Source organism: Orbaceae bacterium lpD04 (genome assembly GCA_036251935.1).
GTDB lineage: Bacteria > Pseudomonadota > Gammaproteobacteria > Enterobacterales > Orbaceae > Orbus > Orbus wheelerorum.
Map to the genome: position 1 here is coordinate 495,298 of CP133967.1, position 25,322 is coordinate 520,619.

General features: G+C 35.5%; 24 protein-coding genes, 1 tRNA gene and 1 pseudogene. 17 read left to right on the forward strand and 9 right to left on the reverse strand.

Going from position 1 to position 25,322, the window contains the following annotated elements; translation table 11 throughout:
• The first annotated feature begins 31 nt into the window (after positions 1–31).
• Positions 32–799: a class II glutamine amidotransferase gene (locus RHO14_02185; protein WVD71618.1), complete on the forward strand. Its 768-nt coding sequence runs from the start codon at positions 32–34 to the stop codon at positions 797–799.
• Here RHO14_02185 and mdtH read toward each other — a convergent pair whose 3' ends face one another.
• From mdtH to pncB, 5 genes are all read right to left on the reverse strand, one after another.
• Positions 800–2,011, reverse strand: coding sequence for a multidrug efflux MFS transporter MdtH (gene mdtH / locus RHO14_02190; protein ID WVD71619.1), 1,212 nt, complete (start codon positions 2,009–2,011; stop codon positions 800–802).
• Positions 2,012–2,470, reverse strand: coding sequence for a methylglyoxal synthase (locus RHO14_02195; GenBank protein ID WVD71620.1), 459 nt, complete (start codon positions 2,468–2,470; stop codon positions 2,012–2,014).
• Positions 2,471–2,630: 160 nt separating this feature from the next.
• Positions 2,631–3,716 carry a porin gene (locus tag RHO14_02200; protein ID WVD71621.1) on the reverse strand — a complete coding sequence of 362 codons (1,086 nt, stop codon included), beginning with the start codon at positions 3,714–3,716 and terminating at the stop codon, positions 2,631–2,633.
• A gap of 261 nt (positions 3,717–3,977) precedes the next feature.
• Complete coding sequence (asnS, locus tag RHO14_02205) at positions 3,978–5,381, reverse strand: asparagine--tRNA ligase (protein WVD71622.1); 1,404 nt, start codon at positions 5,379–5,381, stop codon at positions 3,978–3,980.
• A gap of 24 nt (positions 5,382–5,405) precedes the next feature.
• Positions 5,406–6,605: a nicotinate phosphoribosyltransferase gene (gene pncB, locus RHO14_02210; protein WVD71623.1), complete on the reverse strand. Its 1,200-nt coding sequence runs from the start codon at positions 6,603–6,605 to the stop codon at positions 5,406–5,408.
• A gap of 157 nt (positions 6,606–6,762) precedes the next feature.
• On the opposite strand from pncB, the gene pepN reads away from it, so the two are divergent.
• From pepN to ibaG, 8 genes are all read left to right on the forward strand, one after another.
• Positions 6,763–9,384 carry an aminopeptidase N gene (pepN, locus tag RHO14_02215; GenBank protein ID WVD71624.1) on the forward strand — a complete coding sequence of 874 codons (2,622 nt, stop codon included), beginning with the start codon at positions 6,763–6,765 and terminating at the stop codon, positions 9,382–9,384.
• Between the two features lie 117 nt (positions 9,385–9,501).
• Positions 9,502–9,834 (forward strand): rhodanese-like domain-containing protein, encoded by a 333-nt coding sequence (locus RHO14_02220; protein WVD71625.1) that lies wholly within the window; start codon positions 9,502–9,504, stop codon positions 9,832–9,834.
• Between the two features lie 87 nt (positions 9,835–9,921).
• Positions 9,922–10,752, forward strand: a complete 831-nt coding sequence (gene mlaF / locus RHO14_02225) for a phospholipid ABC transporter ATP-binding protein MlaF (GenBank protein WVD71626.1) — start codon at positions 9,922–9,924, stop codon at positions 10,750–10,752.
• Positions 10,752–11,531 (forward strand): lipid asymmetry maintenance ABC transporter permease subunit MlaE, encoded by a 780-nt coding sequence (mlaE, locus tag RHO14_02230; GenBank protein WVD71627.1) that lies wholly within the window; start codon positions 10,752–10,754, stop codon positions 11,529–11,531. The genes mlaF and mlaE overlap by 1 nt, the downstream gene beginning before the upstream one ends.
• 12 nt (positions 11,532–11,543) lie before the next feature.
• Complete coding sequence (mlaD, locus tag RHO14_02235; GenBank protein WVD71628.1) at positions 11,544–12,092, forward strand: outer membrane lipid asymmetry maintenance protein MlaD; 549 nt, start codon at positions 11,544–11,546, stop codon at positions 12,090–12,092.
• 19 nt (positions 12,093–12,111) lie between these two features.
• Positions 12,112–12,759 (forward strand): phospholipid-binding protein MlaC, encoded by a 648-nt coding sequence (mlaC, locus tag RHO14_02240; GenBank protein ID WVD71629.1) that lies wholly within the window; start codon positions 12,112–12,114, stop codon positions 12,757–12,759.
• 23 nt (positions 12,760–12,782) lie between these two features.
• On the forward strand, positions 12,783–13,058 hold the full coding sequence (locus RHO14_02245) for a hypothetical protein (GenBank protein WVD71630.1): 276 nt from the start codon (positions 12,783–12,785) through the stop codon (positions 13,056–13,058).
• A 20-nt stretch (positions 13,059–13,078) separates the two neighbouring features.
• Positions 13,079–13,336, forward strand: a complete 258-nt coding sequence (gene ibaG / locus RHO14_02250; GenBank protein ID WVD71631.1) for a BolA family iron metabolism protein IbaG — start codon at positions 13,079–13,081, stop codon at positions 13,334–13,336.
• Between the two features lie 98 nt (positions 13,337–13,434).
• On the opposite strand, the gene RHO14_02255 is transcribed toward ibaG, so the two are convergent.
• Positions 13,435–14,469 carry a GTP-binding protein gene (locus RHO14_02255; protein ID WVD71632.1) on the reverse strand — a complete coding sequence of 345 codons (1,035 nt, stop codon included), beginning with the start codon at positions 14,467–14,469 and terminating at the stop codon, positions 13,435–13,437.
• A 29-nt stretch (positions 14,470–14,498) separates the two neighbouring features.
• The gene (locus RHO14_02260) at positions 14,499–14,696 is read right to left on the reverse strand and encodes a YbdD/YjiX family protein (GenBank protein WVD71633.1); all 198 of its coding nucleotides are present in this window, start codon (positions 14,694–14,696) and stop codon (positions 14,499–14,501) included.
• Positions 14,697–14,946: 250 nt separating this feature from the next.
• Here RHO14_02260 and murA point away from each other — a divergent pair, with 250 nt between their 5' ends.
• A complete protein-coding gene (murA, locus tag RHO14_02265; protein WVD71634.1) occupies positions 14,947–16,206 on the forward strand; it encodes a UDP-N-acetylglucosamine 1-carboxyvinyltransferase in 1,260 nt (419 codons plus the stop codon).
• Positions 16,207–16,312: 106 nt separating this feature from the next.
• Positions 16,313–16,888 (forward strand): DJ-1/PfpI family protein, encoded by a 576-nt coding sequence (locus tag RHO14_02270; protein WVD71635.1) that lies wholly within the window; start codon positions 16,313–16,315, stop codon positions 16,886–16,888.
• A gap of 63 nt (positions 16,889–16,951) precedes the next feature.
• Here the strand turns inward: RHO14_02270 and RHO14_02275 are convergent, their stop codons facing one another.
• On the reverse strand, positions 16,952–17,818 hold the full coding sequence (locus tag RHO14_02275; GenBank protein WVD71636.1) for a DMT family transporter: 867 nt from the start codon (positions 17,816–17,818) through the stop codon (positions 16,952–16,954).
• Between the two features lie 12 nt (positions 17,819–17,830).
• Positions 17,831–19,297 carry a tRNA uracil 4-sulfurtransferase ThiI gene (gene thiI, locus RHO14_02280; GenBank protein ID WVD71637.1) on the reverse strand — a complete coding sequence of 489 codons (1,467 nt, stop codon included), beginning with the start codon at positions 19,295–19,297 and terminating at the stop codon, positions 17,831–17,833.
• Between the two features lie 215 nt (positions 19,298–19,512).
• Between thiI and secG the strand changes: the two are divergent.
• The 6 genes and pseudogenes from secG (at position 19,513) to RHO14_02310 (ending at position 25,319) form a co-directional block, all read left to right on the forward strand.
• Positions 19,513–19,749, forward strand: a pseudogene (gene secG / locus RHO14_02285) (preprotein translocase subunit SecG).
• A gap of 168 nt (positions 19,750–19,917) precedes the next feature.
• Positions 19,918–20,002 (forward strand) — tRNA-Leu (locus RHO14_02290).
• A 184-nt stretch (positions 20,003–20,186) separates the two neighbouring features.
• Positions 20,187–21,437, forward strand: a complete 1,251-nt coding sequence (locus RHO14_02295) for an integrase domain-containing protein (protein ID WVD71638.1) — start codon at positions 20,187–20,189, stop codon at positions 21,435–21,437.
• Between the two features lie 960 nt (positions 21,438–22,397).
• Positions 22,398–22,766 (forward strand): terminase small subunit, encoded by a 369-nt coding sequence (locus tag RHO14_02300; GenBank protein WVD71639.1) that lies wholly within the window; start codon positions 22,398–22,400, stop codon positions 22,764–22,766.
• 124 nt (positions 22,767–22,890) lie between these two features.
• Positions 22,891–23,454 carry a hypothetical protein gene (locus RHO14_02305; GenBank protein WVD71640.1) on the forward strand — a complete coding sequence of 188 codons (564 nt, stop codon included), beginning with the start codon at positions 22,891–22,893 and terminating at the stop codon, positions 23,452–23,454.
• 128 nt (positions 23,455–23,582) lie between these two features.
• Complete coding sequence (locus RHO14_02310) at positions 23,583–25,319, forward strand: DNA/RNA non-specific endonuclease (GenBank protein ID WVD71641.1); 1,737 nt, start codon at positions 23,583–23,585, stop codon at positions 25,317–25,319.
• The last annotated feature ends 3 nt before the right edge of the window (positions 25,320–25,322 follow it).

Below are 25,322 nucleotides of genomic sequence, written 5' to 3' on the forward strand. Positions count from 1 at the left end.
TATTTAACGTAATAATATTAGAGTTTACTTTATGTGTGAATTACTTGGAATGAGTGCCAATATTCCTACTGATATTTGCTTTAGTTTTAAAGGCTTGGCTAAGCGCGGCGGCGATAGGGGACCACATAAAGATGGTTGGGGGATGGTATTTTATGAAGGTAAAGGTTGTCGAACTTTTAAAGATCCTAAAGCGTGTAGTTTTTCCCCAATAGCTAGAATGTTAGAAGATTATCCTATTAAGTCAAAGCTTGTTATTGCACATATTCGCCAAGCAAATAAAGGTAAGATTGCACTAGAAAATACACATCCTTTTAATCGTGAATTATGGGGAAAAAATTGGACATTTGCGCATAATGGGCAACTTAATAATCATAAAAAATTACCAACAGGACGTTTTGAGCCCGTTGGGCAAACTGATAGTGAATATGCTTTTTGTTATATATTAAATAAACTCGAGCTACGATATAAAAATAAACCGCATAATTTGCCAAATGTATTTAGGTTTGTTAAACGTTGCGCTGATGATCTAAGGCAATTAGGTGTTTTTAATTTATTACTTTCTGATGGTCAATATTTATTTGTATATTGTTCAACTAATCTTTACTGGATCACGCGTAAATCACCATTTGGCAAAGCAAGGTTAATTGACGAAGATGTTGAAATTGATTTTCAGAAACATACAACACCTAATGATGTAGTTACTGTTATTGCAACTAATCCGTTAACCTCTAATGAGGTTTGGCAAAAAATTGCACCAGGTGAGTCATATCTTTTTAAACATGGTGAACATATTTTTTAGTTAACTAATTTTTTTAGTATTGCGCTTTATCATTGGCGCTTCATTTTTAAATAAGTAGTGCAAATAAGCCAAGGTTGATATTCCAATAAACGTTAAGACAAACCAAGGTAATTTAGGTAAATTAATGTCTAGAGCAATATCATATAACCAACCGGCACCGGTATAGCCAATAAATCCGCCTATAGCAAGCCCTAAACGGCTAAACCCCATATAGCTACCCTTCGCCTTGGGATTGGCTAAAATGGTGCTTAGTGTCTCTCTCGCTGGCTCTGCAATAATCGCACCGAAATAGAAAAGCGCAATTAAAATAAACAGTAATGCGATTTCAGTTACAAAAGCAATCAAAATGAAACCCAATGACATTAAAAATAATCCAAATTTTAGCCGTTGATCTAAACGAAACCGTATTTCACTCCAGCGAGCAAGGGGATAAAGAAGGGATAATGATATAATCGCTTGTATTGCATACATCCATTTTACATAGCTCGCACTTCCTGAAACTTTAGCAACCGTAAGAGGCAGCATTAGCATAACTTGAACCCACAAAATATAGTAGCCAGTTAGTGACCATACATATGAGGTGAATTTTTTATCAGTGATAACTAACTTTATTCCACTAATAACCGGAGCTTTACCCAATGCGATATGATAAGCGGGTAGGTAGATAAGATTAAATATCGCACATAATAAAAAAATTAAAGCACCAAGCCAACAAACTAATTGAAAATCATAATCAATTAGCCAGCCACCAATTAATGCGCCAATAACTGCGCCAGCATTATCTTGTATCATTAATAATGAAATAAATCTTCCTCGTTCATGTGGGCGAGTAAATTTTATTGCAAGGCCCATTCGTGGTGGATCAAAAAGTAGCCCACCTAGAGCCGATAATAGACATGAAACAATTAAAATCCAAGGTTCATTTGCGAGAGCCATTGAGGCAAAACCAATACAACGCAAAAACATTCCAGCAATGATCATTGGTTTCGCGCCAAACCTATCAGCAATCGCGCCACCAATAAGGCCAAAACCCTGCTGAACGAATTGTCTAAAACCTAATGCAAACCCCACAAATAATGCACTCCATCCTACTTGGCCGACAAAGTGAGTTGAAACAAGCGGAAAAACCACATAAAACCCCAATACAATAAATAGATTATCTAATAATAATATTATTTTACCTGATTTACGTACTTGAGATGGTATAGGCATTTATTTAGTCCGTTCTGCTAAATATTGTTGGTAATTAGGAATTTCGATTGTTACTTCATTAGTAAATATTGGTGATTGAATTAGTGCATTCGCTGTTGATTGGTTTGTTGCAACCGGGATATTCCATACTGTTGCAAGCCGAAGTAGTGCTTTAACATCAGGATCGTGGGGCACTGCATTTAATGGGTCCCAAAAAAAGATTAATATATCTATTTTTCCTTCTGCGATTAATGCACCAATTTGTTGATCGCCGCCCATCGGGCCACTTAACATAGTGGTAATATCAAGACCTGTTTCATTTTTAATTAATGTGCCAGTAGTTCCTGTGCCACATAGATGATGATGACTAAGCTCTTCTTTATTGGCTTTACACCAATCAAGCAGCGCGATCTTTAAATGATCATGAGCGACAAGAGCGATATTTTTTTTAGCACTTAGTGTGCGTGTGGTAAATAGCATCTGAAATGACCTTAGTTATATATTATATGCTGTTGTTTTTAACAGAGTATATAAAAAAGTGCAATAAATTAAAGGGTAAAATAGATAAATTTTTATTGATATAAATAAAAAAGGCACCGAAGTGCCTTTTATTATCTTGATTAAACCGATTAAGATTTAATTAGAATTGGTAGATTAGACCTAGAGCAACAGTGTCTTTCGTTGCGCCTTTTTTACTACCAGTTGCAATACCATCTTTATAAGCAAGTGCACTTACTTTATCTGTATCTAATAAGTTGATTTTATAGTCAACAAGAGCAGTTAAGTTTTTGTTAAAGTCATATTGTAGACCAACTTCAACATATTTAGCTACAAATTTATCGTCTGCTTTATCTTTATGCTGAATATATGCTAAAGATGGAGTTAAACGACCAATCTCAAAGTCAATACCGTACTGTGCAACAAATTCAAAACCTTGAACTTTAGCATCATCAGTGTAATTAGCAACGCCTTTTGAATCAGTTTTAGCTTGGATATATAATGCCGCTAAGTATAAATCATAAGCATCATATTTAACTGCTGCACTCCAAGTTTTATTATCATGATCACCATTAGTTGCCGCATAACCAGCACCAACGCTTAAACCAGTATCTAAGATAGCATATTGTACAGTTGCACCGTAAGCTTCAGCGCTGTTATTGTTTCTTCCTGCTAACGTTGTGTTAGAGTTATCGCCATTATCAGCATATTGAAGAGCGAAATCTAAACCGTCAACTAAACCATAAAAACCAGAATTACGGTAAGTTGCAACAGCATCTGTACGAGCAGATAATGTATAAAGGTTGTTGTTAGATGCGTTACCGCCCCACTCTGGTAATACGTCAGTGTAAGCTGTTAAAGATTTTAACACACCGTCGTTACGACCATAATCGAAAGAACCAAATTCACCGAAGTTTAAACCAGCAAATGCATAACGAGTTTCAGAACTTCCATCTTCACTTGAACCAGTTTTAGTTTCATACTCAAAACGACCATAACCAGAAAGCATATCAGTTACTTGAGTTTCACCAGAGAAACCAATACGTCCAGTTGTTTTATCGCCTTCACCATCAACACCGTTAGCTTTATCGCCAACATAGTTTAATGCATAAACACGGCCGTATAGGTCAAGTTTATTACCATCTTTATTCCAAACTTCGATAGAAGCGTTTGCTGCGCCAGCAACTAAAAGTGCTGGGATAGCGATAGCTAGTAGATTACGTTTCATTTTATACCCTCATTGGTGTTGTTATTTAAGACACCCGCCACTGCTCTAGGTTACCACCATTGAGAGTTTGGTGTCAGAATCAAAATGACCACTCACCATAAGTAATCATCTATTTGAAAATGCATGTACACGTTATATCGATTTTTTTTTAAAATCAAGCGAACTTTTAGCAAAACAAGCTGTCCAACTATAAAATCAGGCTTAATTGGTTAAAAAATAACCATATTTTGCGCTTTCGTTGATTTTAATACCATTTTTTTATTAAAAATTAGCATTTCTTGGTGTTCTTGGGAATGGAATTACATCCCGAACATTTTGAACGCCAGTAATATAGACAATTAATCGTTCAAAGCCTAAGCCAAAACCTGAATGTGGCACTGTTCCATAACGACGTAAATCACGGTACCACCAATAGTCTTCCTTATTTAGCCCCATTTCTTCCATACGCTTATCAAGCATGTCTAATCGTTCTTCACGCTGTGAACCACCAATTATTTCGCCAATGCCTGGTGCTAAAACATCCATTGCAGCAACAGTTTTACCATCTTCATTCATTCGCATATAAAATGCTTTAATATCTTTAGGATAGTTTTTGACGACAACGGGGGCTTTGAAATGCTGCTCGGCTAAGTAACGCTCATGCTCAGATGCGAGATCAATACCCCAACTCACAGGGTTTTCAAATGTAGCGTCACAATTTTGTAGTATTGTGATTGCATCAGTGTAATCAACTTGAGCAAAGTCAGAGTTAACAAAGTTTTCTAAGCGTGAAATAGCCTCTTTATCAACATGCTCTGCAAAAAATTGCATATCATCAGCACGTTTTTCTAGAACTGCTTTAAATACATATTTCAACATTTTTTCAGACAGTTTTGCTACATCATTAAGATCAGCAAAAGCAACTTCTGGTTCCATCATCCAAAATTCAGCTAAATGGCGGGTTGTATTTGAGTTTTCAGCTCTAAATGTTGGCCCAAAGGTATAGACCTTTGATAAAGCACATGCATATGTTTCGGCATTTAATTGTCCTGATACCGTTAAAAATGCTTCTTTACCAAAGAAGTCTTTATCAAAATCAATTTTACCGGACTGAGTTTTAGGTAAGTTGACTAAATCTAAAGTCGATACTCTGAACATTTCACCTGCGCCTTCAGTATCTGATGCGGTGATAATAGGTGTTGAAATCCAAAAAAATCCCTGTTCATCAAAAAATTGATGAATAGCTTGCGCTAGAGTATGGCGAATACGAGTAATCGCTCCAACAATATTGGTCCTTGCTCTTAAGTGAGCAACTTCACGTAAATATTCTATCGAGTGGCGCTTTGCCGCCATTGGATAAGTATCTGGATCCTCAACGAAGCCAAATACTTTTACTTCAATTGCTTGTAGTTCGAACTTTTGACCTTGCCCAGGGCTTTCAACTACTTTTCCAGTTACTTGAACTGAGCTACCTGTTGTTAATTTCAAAATATCATCTTGATAATTCGTTAATGTATTTTCAACCACAGCTTGAATTGGGTTAAAACATGATCCATCATAAATAGCTAGGAACGAAATTCCTGCTTTAGAATCACGACGAGTTCTAATCCAACCTTGAACTGTGATCGTACTGCCAACGGCAATTTTGCCTTGTAAAACATCGGTAACTGATGCAATAACGTTCATTTTTCGTTCCTATTCATTCTTTATTTAATTTTTCGTGACATTAAATGTTCTTTTTAGCTCTTCAATAAATACAAGATCTTGTGAAATAGTTTTGCCAGGACTATCTGATAATTTTGCAACAGATTGACCGTTACATTCAACAAGTTTTATCACTATATTAAGTGATTTAGTATTTGACGTTGAAATTGTTGGTATATCGCAAGCCAAATGCCCCCCCATACCGAACGATAGTTTAACACGGTTATAGAAATGACAATAAATCTTAATTGCTTTATCAAAATTTAAACTATCAGAAAACACCAATAGTTTGGTTTTAGGGTCAATGCCTAAGCTTTGATAGTGTGCAAGAGCCTTTTCACCCCATTCAATTGGATCGCCAGAGTCATGTCTGAGTCCTTGATATTTAGATGCGAAAGTAGGCTCAAAATCATTTAAGAACGCATCCATTGTAATACAGTCAGTTAGTGCGATATCTAAATCATTTGGATACTCATCTAGCCAGACTTGTAAGGCTTTACTTTGACAATTAGCGAGATTTTCAACTAAACGTTGATGAGCTTGAAACCATTCGTGAGCCTGAGTACCAACTGGTTTTAGCCCAAATTGATAAGCAAGCAGATAGTTACTTGTGCAATTAAAGTTTGGAAAGTTATTTTTTAAATAGTTTACAACTGCTTTTTGTACTGCAAAAGAGTAACGTCTACGCGTACCAAAATCCATTAGATTAAATAGAGACATATCATATGATTTACTACTTTCATTAAAGCGAGCCAACTTATTTTTTAAGTGTGAAATAGCCTCATCGATGCCAATATTTGGTGTACGATCTCGATGAACGATTTCGCTAATAACAGCAAGCAACGGTATTTCCCACAAAATAACATCTAACCATTTTCCTTCGATACGAATGTGTAGTTGGCCATCTTGATTTATGACTGTCACGATATTGCTATTGTAATGCCAATTTTTTAACCAGCTTAGGTAATCCATCTTGAAATACGGCAATGATTGCAAATAATTAAACTCGCCGTCTGTTAAACGCAGCGATTGCATTAAATGAATTTGATGTTTAATTTCATCAATATATTGACCAAGTTGCTCTTCACTGCGACAACGAAATTCAGCTGCAACTATGACATCAGGATAATGATGAAAAACAGCTTGCTGCATATGTAGTTTATAAGCGTCAGTATCTAAAAGCGACGTTAATATTGGTGGTGGCATGTAAATCGATTAGTTGTATTTGCATGAAAAGTTCGTCGATTATAGCAGAATAAAAATTAAGGAGTATATTATTTAATGATGATTATTGTTATTTCGTATACTATTATTCTATTCTTTTTGAATCTTTTTTAATAACTCTTTTTATGACAGGTACGCTATGAACTCAAATCAACCTATTGCTAAGTATCGCTTAGATTATGCTAAACCTGATTTTACTATAACCGATATTGATCTTGATTTTGACTTATCACCTGAAATAACAACTGTTACTGCAAGAAGTCGATTCATAAAACAGAATGTATCGGCAACTAATCTAGTACTTGATGGTGAAGCACTTAAGCTTTTAGCGATCAATATTAATGATATCCCTTGGCAAGATTATACATTGACTGTAACAGGGATTGAAGTGCATTCGGTGCCTGATGAGTTTATATTAACGATAGTTAATGAAATTAAACCAATTGATAATAGTGCGCTAGAAGGACTATATGTTTCGGGTGATGCACTTTGCACTCAATGTGAAGCGGAAGGTTTTAGGCATATCACTTACTATTTAGATCGTCCTGATGTTTTAGCTAGATTTAGTACTCGTATTACGGCAAATAAAAAACAGTATCCTTATTTACTCTCAAATGGTAATCGTATTGCTCAAGGGCAGCTTGAAAATGATCGTCATTGGGTACAATGGCAAGATCCATTCCCTAAACCTTGTTATTTATTTGCTTTAGTCGCTGGTGATTTTGATGTATTACAAGATAATTTTATAACCCGTTCAAATCGGCAAGTTACATTAGAAATTTACGTTGATAAAGGTAATTTAGATCGAAGCGAATGGGCTATGACTTGCCTTAAAAACTCGATACGTTGGGATGAAAATCGTTTTAATCTAGAATATGATCTAGATATCTTTATGATTGTTGCCGTTGATTTCTTTAATATGGGCGCGATGGAAAATAAAGGCCTTAATATTTTTAATTCAAAATATGTATTAGCAAAACCTGAAACCGCAACAGATGATGATTATTTGGCGATTGAAGCGGTGATTGGTCATGAATACTTTCATAATTGGACTGGCAATAGGGTGACTTGCCAAGATTGGTTTCAGCTGAGTCTCAAGGAAGGGTTAACGGTATTTCGTGATCAAGAATTTAGTGCTGATCTTGGTTCTCGGGCTGTGAAACGAATTGATGATGTCAAAATTCTACGTTCAGTTCAATTCGCCGAAGATGCGAGTCCAATGGCGCATCCGATCCGCCCTGATCAGGTGATTGAAATGAATAATTTTTATACTGTTACCGTCTATGAAAAAGGTGCCGAAGTTATTCGTATGATACATACTTTATTAGGCGAAGAAAAATTCCAGGCAGGCATGAAACTTTATTTTCAAAGGTATGATGGTTGCGCAGCAACTTGCGATGATTTTGTGAAGGCAATGCAAGATGCCTCAGGGATTAATTTATCACATTTTAAATTATGGTATAGCCAGTCAGGCACGCCAGAACTAACGATTAACGATGATTATGACGCCGATAAACAGCAGTATCGATTAACCATAAAACAATTTACTCCCGCAACGCAAGAACAAGCGGAGAAACAACCGTTACATATTCCACTTGATATTGAATTATATCATCGTAATGGCGAGATTATCCCATTACAGTTTCAAGGTGATTTTATTGACCATGTACTCAATATCCACAATGGTGAAGAGATATTTATATTTGATAACGTGCGAGAAAAACCCATTATCGCGTTATTACGCAATTTTTCAGCTCCCGTTAAACTTCATTATGATTATCAAGATGATGAGCTGATTTTCCTGATGCAACATACCACTAATGCCTTTAATCGGTATGATGCGGCACAAATGTTATTGGCGAAATATATTGCAATAAATGTAAGTAATCACCAACACTCTAATTCGATGATAATACCCGAATCAGTTATTGATGCATTTCGCTCGGTATTATTGTCATCTTCTTTAGATCCGGCTTTGATGGCTCAAATTCTTACATTACCATCTGAAAATGAGATAGCTAATCAATTCAAGGTTGTCGATCCTGACGCGATTCATGTTGTTCGTGAGTGGTTACTCACTCTATTTGCTGATGAGATGTTTGATGAACTATTTGCGGTTTATCAGCACAATAAAGCAGCTTCATATCGTATTGATCACATAGATATTGCTAAGCGAGCATTGAAAAATGCTTGCTTAACTATATTAGCATTTGCAAGTGAACAAGATATTGTCGATAAACTGGTAAATAAACAATATCAACAAGCTGACAATATGACTGACTGCTTAGCTGCTTTAAATGCAGCGGTTAAAGCCCAATTACCTTGTAAAGATATATTATTAAATGATTTTGACCATCGTTGGCATCAAGATGGGTTAGTAATAGATAAATGGTTTATATTGCAAGCAACTAGCCCACAAAAAGATGCATTAGCAAATGTTAAAGCGTTATTAACACATCGTTCATTTAGTTTAAATAATCCCAATAGAATTCGTTCATTAATTGGAGCTTTTGTTAATAATAATCCAGCCTTGTTTCACGCTATTGATGGCAGTGGTTACAATTTTTTAGTCGAAATTTTAGTTGAGTTAAATCAGAAAAATCCACAAGTTGCATCAAGGCTTATTGATCCGCTGATTCGCTTAAAGCGTTATGATAAGACTCGTTGTGAATTAATGCGTCAGGCTCTCAAACGATTATTAAAAATTGATAATTTATCTCGTGATTTATATGAAAAAATTACTAAAGCATTAGAAGTATAAATTTATTTTACTTTATAATCGTATATTAAAACAATAATTTAACGAAAATATTGACGTAGATTTATATCGATAAAACTACGTCAAGTTTTAGATCATTTTCTACAATGGTAATAATCTATGAATATCCAAGAAATCACGAGTAAGCAATTAGCTGAGCTACTTAATAATAAATCATGTGATATTTTTTTACTCGATGTACGTGAAGACAGTGAAGTTGAAATTTGTTCAATTAATGGTTCAAACCATATCGCAATGAATCTTATTCCCCTATATCTTGATCAGCTGCCAGATGATAAGCAAATTATTATTTATTGCCATCATGGCATACGCAGCTTAAATGTTGCCAATTTTTTGATTCATAATGGCTTTGATGAACAGCTTATTTATAGCTTAAAACGAGGTATTGATGATTGGGCATTGGTTATTGATAACGGCATGAATCGATATTAAAATTTCTCCATTTTCATAATGATTAAATATCAGGTAGAATGTAACCATAGCATTATTAATAATGATCTTTTATTACGAGTTAAATCGATGACAACATCTACAATCAACTCATTACAAACCGGTAATCTGGTCGAAGTCCATGATATGTCTTTTTATCGTGGCATTAGGCCTATTTACAAAAATATGAGTTTGTCGGTACCAAAAGGAAAAATTACCGCTATTATGGGGCCTTCTGGTATAGGTAAAACAACGCTATTGAGGTTAATTGGCGGGCAGTTAAAACCACAATCGGGTACGATTTTGTTTGATGGTGAGAATATTCCTGAGTTATCTCGGTCTCGTTTGTACGAAGTGCGTAAACGAATGAGTATGCTATTTCAATCAGGAGCGCTTTTTACTGATTTATCTGTATTTGATAACGTAGCTTATCCGCTGCGTGAGCATTTAAATTTACCAAAGCCCATTTTACACAATTTAGTATTAATGAAATTACAATCAGTTGGACTTCGAGGCGCTGCTAATATGATGCCATCAGAACTTTCGGGTGGTATGGCAAGGCGAGCTGCTCTTGCAAGAGCTATTGCACTAGATCCTGAACTTATTATGTTTGATGAACCATTTGCAGGACAAGATCCTATTTCGATGGGTGTCATTGTGAAACTAATTTCAGAGCTGAATCAATCATTAGGGTTAACGTGCATTGTCGTATCACATGATGTTGATGAAGTGTTAAGTATTGCTGATTATGCTTATATTGTTGCAGAGCAGCATATTATTGCTGGTGGAACGGCTGAAGAGTTACGCAACAATGACGATATGCGGGTAAAACAATTTTTAGAAGGGCTTGCTGATGGCCCTGTACCGTTCCATTATCCTGCTGCTGATTACAAAGTGGATCTAAGTCGAGGTAATCGCTAATGTTAAATATACTTGCCAAAATGGGGCAATGGGGTATTAATTTCATCTCTATGTTTGGCCGTGCTGGAATGATGTTATTTGGGGCATTAATTGGTAAACCTCAATTTAAAAAGCAATTTCCGCTTTGGGTTAAGCAATTTTATTTTATTGGTGTGCAGTCACTAACTATTATTATGGTTTCTGGGTTATTTATCGGCATGGTTCTTGGCTTGCAAGGCTATTTTATTTTAACCATGTTTAGTGCCGAAGCGAGTCTTGGTATGTTAGTTTCACTAGCTTTACTTCGCGAGCTAGGTCCTGTCGTTGCAGGGCTTTTATTTGCCGGTAGGGCTGGCTCAGCATTAACCGCAGAAATTGGTTTAATGAAAGCAACTGAGCAGCTATCAAGTATGGAAATGATGGCAATTGATCCATTAAGACGTATTATAGCTCCGCGTTTTTGGGCCGGTTTCTTTTGTATGCCATTTTTAACGGCTATTTTTATCGCAGTAGGTATTCTTGGCGGTGAAATTGTTGGTGTTAGCTGGAAAGGAATAGATTCAGGATTCTTTTGGTCTTCCATCCAAAGTAACGTTGATTGGTGGCATGATGTTGTTAACTGTTTTATAAAAAGCTTTATTTTTGCTATTGCGGCAAGTTGGATTGCGCTTTTTAATGGTTATGATTGTACGCCAACATCAGAAGGAATTAGTAAAGCGACAACGAGTACTGTTGTTTATTCATCACTCGCTATTTTAGGGTTAGATTTTATTCTAACTGCATTAATGTTTAGTAATTGAGGTCATGTAAACATGAATCGTAAAGTTGAAATCACCGTTGGATTATTTATGGTAATCGTCATTTGTTCAGTTCTTTTTCTTTGCTTTAAAGTAACTGATGCAACGACATTTACCAATAATTCAACCTATCGTATTTACGCTGTATTTGATAATGTCGGCGGGCTTAAGGCGCGTTCTCCAGTTAAAATTGGTGGTGTCGTTATTGGCCGAATTTCTAATATTACATTAGATAGCTATAAGCCTTATGTGGCAATTGATATTAATTCACAATATGATGAAATCCCAAGCAGCAGCACATTATCAATAAAAACATCGGGTTTACTTGGCGAACAGTTTATTGATGTTGCTATGGGCATTGATAGTGATTTGATTGATGATATTGATGCACAAGAAGCGAAGGAAAGCGGTTCAATCACGCAAAATAATGCAACTAGTGAGCAACCTAAGTATTTTGAACAAGGCTTTGTTGTTCACAATACTAAACCAGCAGTGGTGATTGAGGATTTAATTGGTCAGTTTTTATATAGTTCAGGTTCTTCTGATAAAACTGAAAAAAAGTAGGCTGAATATGAAGGAGTTAATGATGTTTAAAAAAGTATTGATGATTTTGGTGTTATTTATTGTTCCGAGCGCAATGGCAGCTCAAAATGATAACCAAAATCCGTATAAGCAAATGCAACTAGCAGCAGATAAAATTTTTAGTACAATTAATAGTAAATCTGAGCAAATTAAGAATAATCCTGAAATATTACGAGATGTAGTAAGGCAAGATCTATTACCTTATATTCAAGTTAAATACGCAGGCGCACTTGTTTTAGGTAGCTATTATAAATCAGCGACACCAGCGCAGCGTGACGCTTATTTTACTGCATTTGAAAATTACTTAGTACAGGCTTTTTCACAAGCGTTATCAATGTATAAAGGTCAAAAATATCAAATTGAAGGTGAGAAAGATTTAACTAATAAAAATCTTGTCTCTATTCGCGTATTATTGATCAGCCCAGATGCAGGGCAACAACCAATTCGTCTTGATTTCCAATGGCGTAAAAATACGGTGTCAGGTGAGTGGAAAGCATACGACTTAATTGCTGAAGGTGTCAGCATGATCACAACAAAACAAAGTGAGTGGGCAACAATCCTTAGAACTAATGGCATCAATGCATTAACTAAACAGCTGCAATCTTTAGCTAGTCAAAAAATTGATCCTGATGCAACGCAAGCAAATTAATTTAATAGAAACAAGGAATGATTATGTTGACTTCGATTAGCATTGAAAAGCAAGCAAGGACACTTTATCTAGATGGTATTCTAGATTGTAATACTCTTGCGCAGATCTGGTCACAACATTCAAAACTATTAACTAATATCGATAATATTGATGTAGCAAAGCTTAATCGAGTCGATTCATCAGGTTTAGCGCTATTGACCTATTTGTGTATTAAATATAACACTAAATTAACTGGTGTTTCCCTACAACTAACTACGTTGATTGAGCTCTATGATCTTGATCCCGTTATATTAGTTTAGTTTTAAATAATGGTAATATCATGGATAAAAAAGAAATTGAAGATAAATTAATGACATCATTATCGTTAGATGAAGTTTATGCGATGAGCGATGATGGAAGTCACTTTCAAGTTATTGCTGTAGGCGATCTTTTTGCTGATTTAAGTCGAGTTAAAAAACAACAAGCAGTTTATGCACCACTCGCTGAATATATTGCAGATAATCGTATTCATGCATTGTCTATTAAGACTTATACACCAGCGCAATGGAAATTAGAGCGGAAATTGCTAGGATTATAATGAGGATTTAGGTCATCTAGTGTTCTTCTTGAAGCGGGCTAATTCCCCGCTTTATATTTTAATAAATTAAAACCATATAAAAACTATATCAATTTAAATTACTCTTCAGCGATAGTTTCTAAAAATGCCTGTTTGAGTTCTTCAAACGGTAATTTACGACTAATAATAACCATTCTTGATATGCGCTCATTGGGTTTTTCCCAATTAGATCCATAATCAAATCCAACAACTTTATGAACGCCTTGTACGATTAAACGCTGAGGTTGATCTTTTATTGCTAAAACACCTTTATAACGCAACATATCATTGCCATATTGCTCTATTAACTGTTCAGTAAATGCGCCTATTTTCTTTAAATCTAGTTCTCCTGCTTCAAAAACATAAGAACAAATATCATCATTCCATGATTGTTTCGCATAATTCGAGTTAATCGGTTTGAAGTCTGATGTTAGTGGCTTTTTACTATTAATGACAAAGAAACCTTTGCTTACTTCAAGCTCATCGTCTAAATCAAAAGAATGGATATCTAACCATTGATGTTTAGGAATTTGTCCTTTAGTTGCAACAAAAATTTTAGCTTTATTGTTAATTTTATTAATTCTATCTAAAGCCGTTTGTTTTTGTTCTTCATCAATACGATCGGTTTTAGTTAGGATAATTCGATCAGCAAAACCAAGTTGCAAAGAGGCAACGCGATGTTCATCGAGTTGTTTTAAAATATGTTCACAGTCAACTAAAGTAATTACAGCATCAAGTTGAATTGTTTCACGGATAAAATCATCAATAAAAAAAGTCTGTACAATTGGAGCGGGATCAGCAAGGCCTGTTGTTTCGATAATTAGGCGGTCAAATTGTACCGTACCATTTAAGCGTTTTTGATGCAGTTGATGTAATGCCTGCGTAAGCTCGCCTTGTACGTTACAGCAGATACAGCCATTAGTCATTTCAACAATTTCGATGTTGGCATCTTTCTTTAGTAACCCGCTATCGACGTTAACTGCACCAAATTCATTTTCAATGATCAGAATTTTTTCATTGTGATTATGGTTAAGCAAGTAGTTTATTAATGTTGTTTTACCTGATCCTAAAAAACCAGTTAAAATTGTAACGGGAAGGTGTGATGATTCTGTCATTGGTAGCCTTTATTAAGTCTAAAAAGGGATTAACAGCATTTAAATCCACCCTTACCACTATACTTAGCTTCTTGGCGTTCTTTAAAAAACTCTTCGTAGGTCATTGGCGTTTGTTCAGGATGGGTTAACTTAATATGCTGTACATAAGTATCATAATCGGGGATCCCAATCATCAATTTAGCCGCTTGGCCAAGATATTTACCTGCTTTAGCTAAATTATCAAACATCGCTTTTCCTTAATTGAACAAGTTATTGCTTATAGTTATTATCCTAGCATTTTTTTATTAAATAATCACGATTAGTAAAGGCATATAATCTAAATCTCGCGTGTAATTTTAAATTCTATCAACTAAGTACAAATTTTTTATCATAAATAATTAAATAATTAGTTAATTTGTATTAATAACTACTTACTTCTTAAATGATTATCTCTATAATAAGACTAAATTTTAGAGAGTATACTGAGATCATTTTTTTATGGAAAAGTTTAAAATTGTAGGACCGACTGAGCTTAGCGGTGAAGTTACTATATCGGGTGCTAAAAATGCTGCATTACCTATTTTATTTGCTGCATTATTGGCTGAAGAACCCGTCGAGATTCAAAACGTACCAAAACTAAAGGATATTGATACTACACTTGAATTGCTAGAACGTTTAGGTGTTAATATTAAACGCAATGGTGTTATTGACCTTGATGCGAGCAACGTTAATAATTTTTGTGCTCCTTATGAGCTTGTTAAAACAATGCGAGCTTCAATTTGGGCTCTTGGGCCATTAGTTGCACGTTTTGGTCAGGGGCAAGTATCATTACCTGGCGGCTGTGCAATTGGTGCAAGGCCTGTTGATTTGCATATTTCAGGACTACAAAAACTAGGTGCTACAATTACTCTTGATGAAGGTTATGTTAAAGCGACAGTAGATGGGCGACTTAAAGGTGCTCATATTGTTATGGATAAAGTGAGCGTAGGTGCGACGGTTACAATTATGACAGCAGCTACATTAGCCGAAGGAAAAACCATAATTGAAAATGCAGCATGTGAGCCAGAAATTGTTGATACAGCAAAATTTTTAAATACCTTAGGCGCTAAAATCACTGGTGCCGGAACCGATCATATTGTGATTGATGGTGTGGAAAAGCTGGGTGGTGGTGTTCATAAAATTTTACCAGATCGCATTGAAACTGGTACCTATTTAGTTGCAGCTGCAATATCAAAAGGTAAAATTTTATGTCGTAATACTGACCCTAACATGCTTGATGCTGTTATTGCAAAGCTACGTGATGCGGGCGCGGTGATAGAAACAGGAGAAGATTGGATTAGTATTGATATGCAAGGTAAGCAAGCTAAGGCGGTTAATATTAATACAGCCCCTCATCCTGGATTTCCTACCGATATGCAAGCGCAGTTCTCACTATTAAATATAGTTGCCAAAGGCACTGGTATTATTAAAGAGACTATTTTTGAAAACCGTTTTATGCATATTCCAGAATTGATCAGAATGGGCGCTAAAGCTGAAATTGAAGGTCATATGCTAATTACAACTGGTGTTGAGCAGCTTACTTGTGCTGAGGTAATGGCAACCGATTTGCGCGCATCTGCAAGTTTAGTCCTTGCTGGGTGTATTGCTAAAGGTACCACATATATTGATCGCATTTACCACATCGATCGTGGCTATGAGATGATAGAAGATAAACTTCGTGGACTTGGTGCTGAGATTGAGAGAATAAAAAGTAACTAATTTTATCTCTCATAACGTTAAGATTATGAGAGATAGGCCTATTTAGCTAAATTTTATAATGAGTCATATAAATAATAATTGATGCAATTCGATAAAGGGGGTTGTTATGTCAAAAGCTTTAGTCTTACTCTCTGAAGGCTGTGAAGAAACCGAAGCGGTAACGACAATTGATTTGCTAACTCGTGCGGGCATTGAAGTCATTTCCGCAAGTATTACTCAAGAAAGAGAGGTTTTATGCTCTCGTGGTGTTACTATCTTAGCGCAGAAATCTTTTGCGCAAATTATCGATCATCAATTTGATGTTGTGATTTTACCGGGCGGCGTGAAAGGGGCTGAAAATTTTCGTGATTCAATACAAGTTATCGAAAAATTAAAACAAACTCATGATCAGGGTCACCTTATCGCGGCTATTTGTGCGACACCAGCGATGGTTTTACAATATCATAATTTGTTCCCTCATGCGATTATGACTGGTTATCCAACGACTAAGTCATCGTTTAAACATTGGCATGATGATCGTGTTTATTATGATGAGGTTCATCGGCTAATTACAAGCCAGGGACCCGCAACGTCCATCGATTTTGCCTTAAAGATCATTGCTGTTTTAGCCGGCAATTCAAAAGCAGCAGAGGTTGCAAGTCAATTAATACTTCCTACAGGAATTGCTAGTTATTCAAATTAAATAATCAACATTATTATAAATCAACGGTATGTTTATATGCATGCCATTGTTTATTAATATTTTTTATTTTTTCTGAAATTGGCTTAAAATAACTGCAATAATAATTATTATTACTCCAGTCAACTGCATTAAATTTATTTTTTCAGCCAATATTAGCCAGGCAAAAATAATTGCGGCAGGTAATTCGAGTGATGAGATAATTTCTCCAATCCCTCTTGGTGTTTTAGGCATTCCAAAAGATAAGCAAGTTAGAGGAAGCACCATTGCAAAAATAGATATTATCGCTCCCCACTTTAGATCATTGATTAGCGTATCAAGTGATAATTTTGGTATAAAAATGGCGGCAATAATAATAAAAGCCCCTATACTCATTAAACTTGCTCTTTTGATTGGGGGCAACTCAGGCAATAACTTATTTGTTGCTTGTATTGTTAGTGCATAACTAAATGCTGCAATAAAGCTTAAAACTAATCCATAAAATGAAATAGTGCCTTGTACTGCAATCAAATTCGTTGCAAGGAGAGTTCCAAATAAGATTAACAATACAATAATGACTTGCAAACGAGAAGGTAAACATCGATTCAATAAACAATTTAAAGTCATCGCTAGCCATACTGATTGCATTAGCATAACAGCTACAACAGCAACCGGGAGGTAAGACAACGATAAAAAATAACAACAGTTTGTTATTGCGATCGAAATGCCTGATAGTGCCATTATTATTTGCTTTTTGTATGAAATTCTAGCTACATTCGTTTTTTTTGAAATTATCTTACCAAGTAAAAATAGAATAATAACGGAACATAGAAACAAAAAAAACAGGATATTTCCCACGTTAGAATCTTGTTTATTTGCTAATTTCATAAGTGTTGCGGGAAGGCCGTAACAAACCGCTCCCGCAGCAACAAATAGTGGTCCAATTGCTTTCATATTTAGGCTTTGTTAATCATTTGCTTTTATTGAATGAGGGCTATATATCTTAATATTATTAAATCCTTGTTCTATCAAGTATAAGGCTTGTAACTTACTCATGACTCCTCGCTCACAATATAGTAAATATTGATTATTTTGATTTAGACCAGAAAATTGACTAGTTAATTTATAAAATGGTAATGAGATCACCTCTATATCTTTGATACTTAAAGGATTGTCTTCTTGTTCATCTGGTGAGCGAATATCAATAATAATATCATTACTTGTAAATGCTGAAACAGTTTCTACTTCTTGAATTGTCGTATTAGTTTGTTTAGCTATTTCTCTTATATCAATATTTTTTGCTTCAGTAATTGCTTTATCAAGTATGCTAAAATCAAAATTTGATTCCTCACTTTCGATTTTTTCTTTTATAGCCTTTACTGTTGGATTTTTTGATATAACGCCACAAAATTCAGGCATAGTTTTAGCAATATCTTCAGTGCCGATTTGTCTAGCTAGCTTGATGATGTGTTCTTTATCATGAGTAATTAATGGACGCAAAATCAGAGTATCGGACGCATTATCAATCAAGCGCAAATTAGTTAAAGTTTGGCTTGAAACTTGACCTAACGCTTCACCTGTTACCAATGCTTGCACACCATATTTTTCAGCGATATATGATGCAGCGCGAACCATCATTCGTTTCAGTACAACGCCCATCTGGCCATCATCAACTTTCTCTAAAATTTCACCGACAACATCTGAAAAATCAATCGCAATAAATCGGACTTTATGTGAACGACTAAAACGGTTCCATAGATAGTGAGCCATTTGTTTTACGCCAATCTCGTGAGTCGCTCCACCTAAATTAAAAAAGCAGTAGTGTACTCGTGAACCGCGACGCATCAACATATAGCTTGATACGCCTGAGTCAAATCCACCCGAAATAAGTGATAAAACATCTTCTTGTGTACCAATTGGAAAACCACCAATACCTTCATAGCGGCCTTTCACTAATAATAATTTATCTTGGTCAATTTCTAGATTAACGGTGATATCAGGTTTAGTTAGTTTTACTTTTGCACTTTGTACATATTGGTTTAAACCACCGCCGACGTAACGTTCTACTTCTATAGATGAAAAATCATGTTTTCCTCGGCGTTTTACTCTGACACAAAATGTTTTATTTTCAATGATTGGCGAGAAATAGTCGCGGGTTTTTTCGTAGATATCATGTACATTAATAAAAGGCAGTTCATCTACCACTAAAATATGGTGAATACCTGGAATACGTGAGAGTAAATCTAAAATCTGTTCTTCACTATTTTGGATTCTCGGTCTAACTTCAATAAAATCCCAATGCCTAATAACAGCGACATCACTATGATGTTTTAAAATATTACGAATATTACTGGTCAAAATTTTAATAAAACGTAAACGAACCGAGTCACTCTTAATTGTGATCTCAGGGAAGAGCTTAATAATAAATTTCATGTTTTGTCTTAATCACTTTATAAAAATGGCGCCATTATACTTATTTATGTGCTTAATGCGTACTATTGTTTAATATCATTTTAATAAAAATACTAAAATCTACTTGCTTGTTGGCTCAGGTTTCGATAATATTCGCCATCAATATTTTTATTTTTCTTTCACGCTGAAATATTTTACAATTAACGAAAGAACAATTGAATTAACTGCAGGTTAAAATGTACGAAATCCTTATTATTGTTTTTCTAATCGTCGCAATTGCTATTGTTGGTTTAGTTTTAATCCAAAAAGGTAAAGGCGCAGACATGGGTGCATCATTCGGTTCAGGGGCCTCTGCAACTTTATTTGGCTCAGGCGGAACTGGTAATTTTTTAACCCGTACAACCACAATTTTAGGTGTAATATTTTTCATAATTAGTATTGCATTATCAAACATTGGTAGCAGAAAAACCAGTAATGATGGCTTTTGGAATCTTGAAGAAGGGACTACATCAAGTTCTCCTGCGCAATCTGCATCAAATACGGATTTAAATCAGACAAGCGATAGCAAAGTACCTGCTACAACAAAGGCTCCCGAGCCAGTTAATCCGACATCTGATATTCCAGAATAGTTTCTTCTTGCTGCCGTGGTGGTGAAATTGGTAGACACGCTATCTTGAGGGGGTAGTGCTCTAGGGCATGCGGGTTCAAGTCCCGCTCACGGCACCAATTCAATATTTAATAACAATCATTAATACCCATTAACACACTTCAAACCTATTAAATTCAAGGTTACATAATAAAATAACCCCCATTAATGCACATTAATGCCCATTTACAGCCAAATTTAATCGGGGTATATTTAGGGGTACAAATTCATACCCTCAAATTTTATACCCCGAAAAGGCTAAATATGGCTATTAAAATAACCCCGCTTACAGATACACAAATAAAATCATTTAAGCCAACCAATAAAGATAAAAAGCATTTTGACGGTGGTGGGTTATTTTTATTAGTTAAAGTGAATGCGGTTAAAGTATGGCGATTAAAATATAATAACCCTCTTACCAAGAAAGAGAATTTACTAACTTTTGGTAATTACCCTGAAATCTCATTACAGCAGGCTAGAAAACTACGTGATGAGGCGAGGGAGTTAATTAATCAAGGTATAGATCCTAAAGAGTATAAAAAAGAGTTAGAGCAACAAAAACAAATACAGTTAAATAATTCATTTTATGCTATCGCACAACGTTGGTTCGCGTTTAAAACAGAGCAAGGGTTGGAAGAACTGACATTAAAAAAAGCATGGAGATCGCTAGAAAATCATGTTTTCCCCTATATAAAAGATATTCCCATTAATCAAGTAACCGCAATCAAGGCAATTAACGCATTACAGCCATTAAATCACAATAATAAATATGAGACGGTTAAACGAGTATGTAGGCGAATTAATGAAATAATGTATTATGCCGTTAATATGGGGATTATCGATAGCAATCCACTGGCCAGAATAACAGACGTTTTCAATAGTCCAAAAGTGAAGAATCAGCCAACAATAGCACCAACTGAATTACCCGAATTCATGAAAGCTTTATCCTTGGCTAGTATTGAATTACAAACAAGATGTGTTATAGAGTGGCAATTATTAACTTTAACCCGACCCAATGAGGCTGTAGGCGCGAAATGGAGCGAAATAGACTTAGATAATAGACTTTGGTCAATCCCTGCTGAACGTATGAAAATGGACAGGGCGCACAATATCCCGTTATCGCAACAAGCTGTTAACATATTAACAATAATGAGCTACACAAAAGAAAAAGGTGATTTTGTTTTTCCAACAGCTAGACCCCCATACGATAAACCTATGAGTAGTCAAACCGCTAACATGGCTATAAAAAGAATGGGCTATAAAGATAGATTAGTCGCTCATGGACTTAGATCTCTAGCCAGTACAGCACTAAATGAACAAGGCTTTAATTATGACGTAATAGAGAGCGCATTATCTCATGTTGATAAAAACGCAGTAAGACGAGCCTATAATCGCGCTGAATATGAACAACAAAAACGGATTATGCTTGATTGGTGGGGCGACTTTGTAGAGCAAGCCAGTAATGGCAATGTATCACTATCAGGGACAAGACAATTCAAGGTTGTTAATAGTTAAAACAATGGTGTAACCATATCGTTATGCCATTAATCAAGCATATTGCTATCAATACAGTTAGTTATATGGATATCTATACAACTAATAAGTCGTACTCATAAGGATATAACTGTCAGTCATGGTCATATCACCACAACTGTAGACATATATCTATAATTGGTTACAACCTTAATAATATCAACGGGCACAAAATTGCGCTTGTGACAGAATTCAATAAAACAAATCGTCTAGCTTTTCAGCCAATCAGCCGTTAATCCGCCCAGTTCAATATCTATAATAAAGACACCGCTTACCAAGAAAAGAATAGTCTAGGCTAGGCTAGGCATTCCCCCAATCGGGTAATATCTTTTGCCTACCCCCCTATAATTATAAAATTTTCAATTAAGTATTCACCACTATTCACTATCTAAATAAACATCTATAAATCAGTATATTATATAGTGAATACTTATTTTTTTGGTGTTCACTAGTATTCACTACTGTTCACTAATAAATAACTGGTTATATCCTAGTTTAACTATTTGAAATAAAAGTAATTTAATAAAATGCAAAAATAAGCTTTAATTATAAATCAATGAGTTAGATTTTTCAGTTGATCCCGGTACTCTTTTCGTTGGTCAGCATGATTATATTTAGCTCGGATTTCAAATCCGACCTTGTGACAGATTTCATTAAAATCATAGAGATAAATTGTTATTGCTATGGGTGAACTATTAAAAGGGGTACATTTCAAATAGCAGCCTAAAAACCATATAAATGTTGCTTTAATTATGGGATAGTTACATATTTAAGTGAGGCATGATATTGCCTTAAACTATTGGTATTATCTCAATGGTTAATAATTGAACTACAATTCTTTTGTAGTAGAATAAGTTACATAATAATTGTCACAATTTGATGTTGTACAAAGTTTAAGCGAGGCACTAAAACGTGCATCGATTGATAACAAAGGCTAGAGGTATGACAGGACGAAAAAGTAACCTTGATACGAGGTTAAAAAAAGCAAATGAATACGTTAATCATGGCTACAAGGAAAACGGAGGATTAATACCGTCTATTAGTGGACTATCGCTATATATTGGTTGTTCGCGTTCGAGCTTATACAATTACGCCCATGAATCGGAAGAATTTAGCGACTTACTGGAAACAGTGAAAGCTATCCAAGAAAACGAGCTAATCAATAAAGGCTTATCAGGTGAATTTAACGCGACAATCACCAAGTTAATGCTTGCGAATCATGGTTACAGTGACAAGCAACAAGTCGAGCAAAATAACCATGTAAGGGTCGATTTTAATAAACCGTTATCCGCGCTATTTGAAGATGATTAAAGAATATCGTTTACTTTGGTAAGCGGTGATTGTAGAAATAACCAACTTACACCAATGGCGGAAGTTAAAGTTAATCGTATATAATGTTAAAATAATCAAATGATTTCGTATTGGGAAAATAATAATGGTTAGACCTAACACGCGAAACTATACAAGTGAAGTATCAAGGATCAGTACAAAGCATCTTAAAACGCTCGTTAAAAGCCCGTTACAGTATATAATTAACAGTGGTAACAAAAAGCTAACCGCACAAGTAAAAGACTACGCAATCACTTATATTCTACCTAATGGCAGAACATTACAAGGCAGGATAGACGATTCAGCCGTATCCTACGGTTCGCGTTACTGGTTTATTTGCCCTCATTGCCAAACTAGGCGCGGAACTCTTTATTTTACCAATCAGCAAATCGCTTGCCGTAAATGCTTTAATCTTCATCACCCTAGCCAAAGCGAGAATCAAATGGATAGATTAAGACGCAAGATAATTATTAAGCGAGACAGGTTATTTAAAAGCACAGATAGCGAATATAACGACCTTTTCAATAATGCTTACTGTTTCCCTAAACCTAAAGGAATGAGCCATAAACGCTATGAAATAGAGCGCAATAAACTAGCTAATATTGAAGATGCTTACTGGAGTGTCGCGCGTGTATATGTTGATAATATATGCGGTAAGGTTATAACTTAATTATTGGACACGTTAGGGGGTTAAACGAGACTTATCCATTAGATTAAATTACCGCAATCAAACCTTGCATGATATTACAAATTCGATTATCGTTATTAAAACAAAATAACACATAATAATAAATACTGATGAAATATTATCTATTAATGACCACAAGGCAGTGGCAAGAATTACAAAAACCGATTGATGATAATTCGCTTTTCCCTCACAGCTCTATAGTCCCTCGAAGTATTGTTGATTATACTCAATTGAAACCTGTCCGTTATCGCTACAGCAATGAAATGGACGACGTGATTAAATACTGTGTTAAGAATCAAGACCAGTGTAAAAACCTTTATCCCACTCTCGAAAAGCTCGGCTTATATTACGGCACAAATACCTATAACAAAGATGATATTAAATTTAGTCAGGCACTCAAAGACGCACTAACATCGCAGCGAGCTATCCTTATTGATATGCCAGTTGACCACTGTTCGGGAATGATGGCACCAGAAAATAACTTTCTAAAGCTGCCTAGTAATAAAATCGCGCGTAGATTAACCCCAGAAGAAGTAAAAACCTGTGAACTTGCAAGGTATGGCAATGAAGATAATTGGATTGAAATCACCGTTAAAGATTTGCCTAATCAACCGTTTACCCTATTTAATAACGGTAGTCGGGAAATTGTTAATCAAGGCACTTTAGACGGCAACGGCTATGCGTATGTTGATTTACCAGTTAACGCGCAATATGTGGATATTGTGTTTGATAAAAAACAAGAGTATCGCCCATGGTACTATGATGTGCCGTTACAAATATGGGGTGGTATCGTTGATGCTGGGCAGTCGGTAACGGATTTACTTTGGGATATTTCACCATTTAGTCAGGCGATTAAAGTCGATTTTAATGAGGGACAATTTAGCTCTGCCAAATTTGAAAAAGCACCTGAAGGCGAAAGCCCACCCAACCCTATCCAATTTGGGAAAGTGCCCGAAGCCGAAACGGTGGCTGGTGCGCTTGCTCATGGTGTTAGCCAGTTTTTAGTGGGTTTTCTTCCCACCTCAAGAGCACTTAAAATTATCAAGCCGCTAAAAAAAATGGGGACGCTAACTAGAGGTATGATTGCGGGTGGTGTTGCTGATTTTGCTGTCTTTGCGCCACATGAAGAAAGGTTATCAAATTTAATTCAAGAATTTCCTTACTTGAGAAATGATATCACTGAATATTTGCAGGCTAAACCTGATGATAGCGCAGCAGAGGGACGATTAAAAAACGCATTAGAGGGTTTACTCCTAGGCGCATTAGTCGAACCTTTCTCCCATTCATTACGTGCATTAAAATATGCTAGAATTAAGCGAATGGTAACCGATGTTAAAACTAAAGTTCATTATAAACTTGAAGTTGTTACTATTGAGACCCAATCAGGCGGTAAAGGAAATTGGAATAAAGCTCTAAACAATCCAGAACCAAATAAAATATATAAAGTTGATGGCAATAAAATATTTCACACTGATGATATTGGACGGCTAAAACAAGTTGAGGCCGAACTTAAACTTGAGACATTAGACAGGAATACTTACCGGCAATTAAAAGCAGGTAAACAAGGGATTGAGGGCGACGAAGGCGGTCATTTAATTGCTGCAATATTTAATGGCTCAGGTGAAAAAATTAATATGCTCCCGATGAATTCGAATCTTAACCGCGGTGCATGGAAGCAGATGGAAAATACATGGGCTAAAGCATTACAAGATGGAAAAACGGTTAACGTTAAGATTGAGCCGTTATATGAGGGTACAAATCTAAGGCCTGATAGTTTTAAAGTTAAATATGTTATTGACGGTAAAACAAAATATCTTGATTTTGAAAATGCCGCAGGAGGAAAATAAAAA

Coding starts and splice junctions, on each gene's coding strand:
- RHO14_02260 (WVD71633.1), bottom strand. CDS start 14,696: ATGTTTGATAATTTAGCTAAAGCAGGTAAATATCTTGGCCAAGCGGCT.
- thiI (WVD71637.1), bottom strand. CDS start 19,297: ATGAAATTTATTATTAAGCTCTTCCCTGAGATCACAATTAAGAGTGAC.
- RHO14_02245 (WVD71630.1), top strand. CDS start 12,783: ATGTTGACTTCGATTAGCATTGAAAAGCAAGCAAGGACACTTTATCTA.
- RHO14_02300 (WVD71639.1), top strand. CDS start 22,398: ATGACAGGACGAAAAAGTAACCTTGATACGAGGTTAAAAAAAGCAAAT.
- RHO14_02220 (WVD71625.1), top strand. CDS start 9,502: ATGAATATCCAAGAAATCACGAGTAAGCAATTAGCTGAGCTACTTAAT.
- RHO14_02295 (WVD71638.1), top strand. CDS start 20,187: ATGGCTATTAAAATAACCCCGCTTACAGATACACAAATAAAATCATTT.
- pepN (WVD71624.1), top strand. CDS start 6,763: ATGAACTCAAATCAACCTATTGCTAAGTATCGCTTAGATTATGCTAAA.
- RHO14_02255 (WVD71632.1), bottom strand. CDS start 14,469: ATGACAGAATCATCACACCTTCCCGTTACAATTTTAACTGGTTTTTTA.
- RHO14_02270 (WVD71635.1), top strand. CDS start 16,313: ATGTCAAAAGCTTTAGTCTTACTCTCTGAAGGCTGTGAAGAAACCGAA.
- RHO14_02195 (WVD71620.1), bottom strand. CDS start 2,470: ATGCTATTTACCACACGCACACTAAGTGCTAAAAAAAATATCGCTCTT.
- asnS (WVD71622.1), bottom strand. CDS start 5,381: ATGAACGTTATTGCATCAGTTACCGATGTTTTACAAGGCAAAATTGCC.
- mlaE (WVD71627.1), top strand. CDS start 10,752: ATGTTAAATATACTTGCCAAAATGGGGCAATGGGGTATTAATTTCATC.
- murA (WVD71634.1), top strand. CDS start 14,947: ATGGAAAAGTTTAAAATTGTAGGACCGACTGAGCTTAGCGGTGAAGTT.
- RHO14_02305 (WVD71640.1), top strand. CDS start 22,891: ATGGTTAGACCTAACACGCGAAACTATACAAGTGAAGTATCAAGGATC.
- mlaD (WVD71628.1), top strand. CDS start 11,544: ATGAATCGTAAAGTTGAAATCACCGTTGGATTATTTATGGTAATCGTC.
- RHO14_02200 (WVD71621.1), bottom strand. CDS start 3,716: ATGAAACGTAATCTACTAGCTATCGCTATCCCAGCACTTTTAGTTGCT.
- RHO14_02310 (WVD71641.1), top strand. CDS start 23,583: ATGAAATATTATCTATTAATGACCACAAGGCAGTGGCAAGAATTACAA.
- mdtH (WVD71619.1), bottom strand. CDS start 2,011: ATGCCTATACCATCTCAAGTACGTAAATCAGGTAAAATAATATTATTA.
- ibaG (WVD71631.1), top strand. CDS start 13,079: ATGGATAAAAAAGAAATTGAAGATAAATTAATGACATCATTATCGTTA.
- pncB (WVD71623.1), bottom strand. CDS start 6,605: ATGCCACCACCAATATTAACGTCGCTTTTAGATACTGACGCTTATAAA.
- mlaC (WVD71629.1), top strand. CDS start 12,112: ATGATGTTTAAAAAAGTATTGATGATTTTGGTGTTATTTATTGTTCCG.
- mlaF (WVD71626.1), top strand. CDS start 9,922: ATGACAACATCTACAATCAACTCATTACAAACCGGTAATCTGGTCGAA.
- RHO14_02275 (WVD71636.1), bottom strand. CDS start 17,818: ATGAAAGCAATTGGACCACTATTTGTTGCTGCGGGAGCGGTTTGTTAC.
- RHO14_02185 (WVD71618.1), top strand. CDS start 32: ATGTGTGAATTACTTGGAATGAGTGCCAATATTCCTACTGATATTTGC.